Origin of the sequence: Sphingomonas sanguinis (genome assembly GCF_001476905.1) — a bacterium.
In the GTDB taxonomy this organism is placed as follows: Bacteria; Pseudomonadota; Alphaproteobacteria; order Sphingomonadales; family Sphingomonadaceae; genus Sphingomonas; species Sphingomonas sanguinis_B.
The window spans coordinates 1-3,213 of the sequence record NZ_LDTE01000181.1 but is presented as its reverse complement, the minus strand read 5'-3'; the positions used below and the strand labels follow the sequence as shown (position 1 = coordinate 3,213).

At 66.0% G+C, this 3,213-nt stretch carries 4 protein-coding genes and 1 pseudogene; all 5 read left to right on the top strand.

Annotated elements, in window-relative coordinates:
- Positions 1–12 precede the first annotated feature (12 nt).
- A pseudogene (locus tag SB4_RS18370) lies at positions 13–270 on the top strand (S-adenosylmethionine:tRNA ribosyltransferase-isomerase); the annotation flags it as partial.
- Positions 267–761, top strand: coding sequence for an EF-hand domain-containing protein (locus tag SB4_RS18365; protein ID WP_153006341.1), 495 nt, complete (start codon positions 267–269; stop codon positions 759–761). The pseudogene SB4_RS18370 and the gene SB4_RS18365, both read left to right, overlap by 4 nt.
- The gene (tgt, locus tag SB4_RS18360) at positions 758–1,888 is read left to right on the top strand and encodes a tRNA guanosine(34) transglycosylase Tgt (RefSeq protein ID WP_058753714.1); all 1,131 of its coding nucleotides are present in this window, start codon (positions 758–760) and stop codon (positions 1,886–1,888) included. The genes SB4_RS18365 and tgt overlap by 4 nt, the downstream gene beginning before the upstream one ends.
- Positions 1,889–1,898: 10 nt before the next feature.
- A complete protein-coding gene (locus SB4_RS18355; RefSeq protein ID WP_058731881.1) occupies positions 1,899–2,111 on the top strand; it encodes a hypothetical protein in 213 nt (70 codons plus the stop codon).
- Between the two features lie 24 nt (positions 2,112–2,135).
- On the top strand, positions 2,136–3,213 hold a 1,078-nt coding region (locus SB4_RS18350; protein WP_193753889.1), incomplete at its 3' end, for a M16 family metallopeptidase.

Below are 3,213 nucleotides of genomic sequence, written 5' to 3'. Positions count from 1 at the left end.
TGAACAGGGTCGAGCGCGGCCGGAGAGGACGGCGTGATTCGCCCGTTCGAGGGCGACACGGCGATCTTCATCACACCGGGCTATCGCTTTCGCGGCATCGACGGGCTGATGACCAATTTCCACCTGCCGCGCTCGACCCTGTTCATGCTGGTCTCGGCGCTGATGGGGCTGGAGCGGATGCAGGCGGCCTATGCCCATGCCATCGCCACGGACTATCGCTTCTATTCCTATGGCGACGGATCGCTGCTTCTGCCGGAGCGCGCCGCATGATCCTGCTGGCGCTGCTGCTCCAGGCGGCAACGCCGGGCGCCAATGAGACGGTGACGGTGACGGCGCGCCCCAAGCCCTTTGCGCAGACGCCCGCGACCATGGTGGTCGAGCCGGTCGCGATGATGATCGCCGCCTTCGATGCGGACGGCGACGGCAAGACCACGCGCGCGGAGATGGAGGCCGGGGTCAAGCGTTCCTACGACCTGATCGACACCGCGCATCAGGGTTCGATCGGCTATATCCAGTCCGCCGACTGGGCCGAGCGCTGGCTGGGTGACCGCAACGCGCTGCCCAGCCCGTTCGATGTCGACAAGGACACCGACAACCGCATCACCTTGGCCGAGTTGCAGGCCCATTTCTCGCGCCTGTTCTCGCGCTTCGACCGCGACCAGGACGGCGCGATCACCCGCGCCGAAGCGCTGACCATCCGCACCATTCCCGCCGACGCCAACGGCCCCACCGGCCCGCTCGCGCCCAGAGACAGAAAATGACCGCCCGCTTTTCCTTCGCCATCCACGCCACGGACGGCCGCGCCCGCACCGGCACCATCACTATGAAGCGGGGCGAGATCCGCACCCCCGCCTTCATGCCCGTCGGCACCGCCGCCACCGTCAAGGCGATGAAGCCCGGCGACGTGCGCGCGAGCGGCGCGGACATCATCTTAGGGAATACCTATCACCTGATGCTGCGCCCCGGCGCGGAGCGGGTGAACCGGCTGGGCGGCCTGCACGGCTTCATGGGATGGGACCGGCCGATCCTGACCGATTCGGGCGGCTATCAGGTGATGAGCCTGGCCGAGCTGACCAAGCGGTCCGAGGATGGCGTCGCGTTCAAGAGCCATCTCGACGGCACCCGCCACCTGCTCAGCCCCGAACGCTCGATCGAAATCCAGCGGCTGCTCGGCTCCAACATCGTCATGGCGTTCGACGAACTGGTCCCGACCACCTCGACCCGCGAGGTTCAGGCCAGCGCCATGGAACGCTCGATGCGCTGGGCCAAACGCAGCCGCGACGCCTTCAACGCAGGCGGGCAACATGCCGAGGACAATGCGATCTTCGGCATCCAGCAGGGCGCGCTGGACGAGGGCTTTCGCAAATCCTCCGCCGATGCGCTGATCGATATCGGCTTCGACGGTTACGCCATTGGCGGCCTCGCGGTCGGCGAGGGACAAGAGGCGATGTTCGGCTGCCTCGACTTCGCGCCGGGCCAGTTGCCAGTCGAAAAGCCGCGTTACCTGATGGGTGTGGGCAAGCCGACCGATATCGTCGGTGCGGTCGAGCGCGGCGTCGACATGTTCGATTGCGTGCTGCCAACCCGCTCGGGCCGCACGGGGCAGGCCTTTACGCGGCAAGGACCGATCAACATCCGCAATGCGCGCTTCGCCGAGGATCAGGGGCCGCTTGACCCCGCCTGCGGTTGCCCGGTCTGTGCGACCTGGAGCCGGGCCTATCTGCACCATCTGGTCCGCGCGGGCGAAATCCTGGGTGCGATGCTGATGACCGAGCATAATATCTGGTTCTATCAGCAGATGATGGCCGATCTGCGCGCCGCCATCGCCGAGGGGCGCCTCACGGCCTTTGCGGACGACTTCCGCTCGCGCTACGCTGCGGGCCAGTAGGAGAGTAACGATGACCGATCATATCGAAGACGCCCCCAACGAAATCCTCGCCGCCGCGAAGGAAGCCAAGGATCACGCCGTCGCCGCCGCCGAAGCGACCGCCGCGTCGGTCAAGGACAAGACGCGCAACTGGCCGCTGGGCAAGATCGGTCTGGGCGTCGGCATCGGCTCGGCTGCGATCGCGGCGGCGGTGATGTACGGTACGCGCAACAAGTCCAAGTAACGTCACTCAACAAAGAGGGTTTTCATGCGCCTTTTCCGTGCCGCGCTTCTGCTCGGCGTCGCCGCCCTTCCCTCGCTGGCAGGGGCACAGACCGCCACGCCCCAGGCTCCAACGGGGGCGCGCACGGAAAGCGTGAAGCCGATCGACTTCACCACGCGCACCCTGCCCAACGGCCTGCGCGTCTATGCCATTCGCGACACGACGACGCCCAACGTGTCGGTCCAGGTCTGGTATGATGTCGGGTCGAAGGACGATCCCAAGGGCCGCTCGGGCTTTGCCCATATGTTCGAGCATCTCATGTTCAAGGCGACGCGCAATCTCGTCCCCGAACAGATGGATCGCCTGACCGAGGATGTCGGGGGCTATAACAACGCCTCCACCGCCGACGACTACACCAATTATTTCGAGGTGGTGCCCGCCAACCACCTGCAGCGCCTGCTGTTCGCGGAAGCCGACCGCATGGCCGCGCTGGTCGTCGAGCCGAAGAGCTTCGCCAGCGAGCGCGACGTGGTGAAGGAGGAACTGCGTCAGCGCACCCTCGCCCAGCCTTATGGCAAGCTGTTATCCATCTATTACCCCAAGCTCGCCTATACGACGCACCCCTATGCGCGGCCGGGGATCGGCAGCCTGGAGGAACTGGAGTCGGCGGGCATCGACGATGTGCGCGCCTTCCACGCCACCTATTACCGGCCCGACAATGCCGTGCTCGTCGTCTCGGGCAATTTCGATCCCTCCCAGCTGAACGCTTGGGTCGATCAGTATTTCGCCAACATCAAGCGCCCCGCCGCCGCGATCCCGCGCGTGACGGTACAGGAACCAGCCCGGACCGAGGCCGTCACGCGGACCGTCTACGAGGCGAACGTGCCGCTGCCCGCCGTCCTCATCAGCTATCATATCCCGCCCGAGCGGAGCGCCGACACTCCCGCCATCATGGTGCTGAACGCCATCCTGTCGGCGGGCGAAAGCTCGCGGTTGTACGAGGATCTGGTCTATCGCGACCAGCTGGCGCAATCCGCCTCGACCTTCCTCGACACCAAGCAGTCGACCGGCAATCTGGTCGCCTATGCCATGATGGCGGGCGGCAAGCCGGTGGCCGAGGGCG

Coding starts and splice junctions, on each gene's coding strand:
- SB4_RS18365 (WP_153006341.1), top strand. CDS start 267: ATGATCCTGCTGGCGCTGCTGCTCCAGGCGGCAACGCCGGGCGCCAAT.
- tgt (WP_058753714.1), top strand. CDS start 758: ATGACCGCCCGCTTTTCCTTCGCCATCCACGCCACGGACGGCCGCGCC.
- SB4_RS18355 (WP_058731881.1), top strand. CDS start 1,899: ATGACCGATCATATCGAAGACGCCCCCAACGAAATCCTCGCCGCCGCG.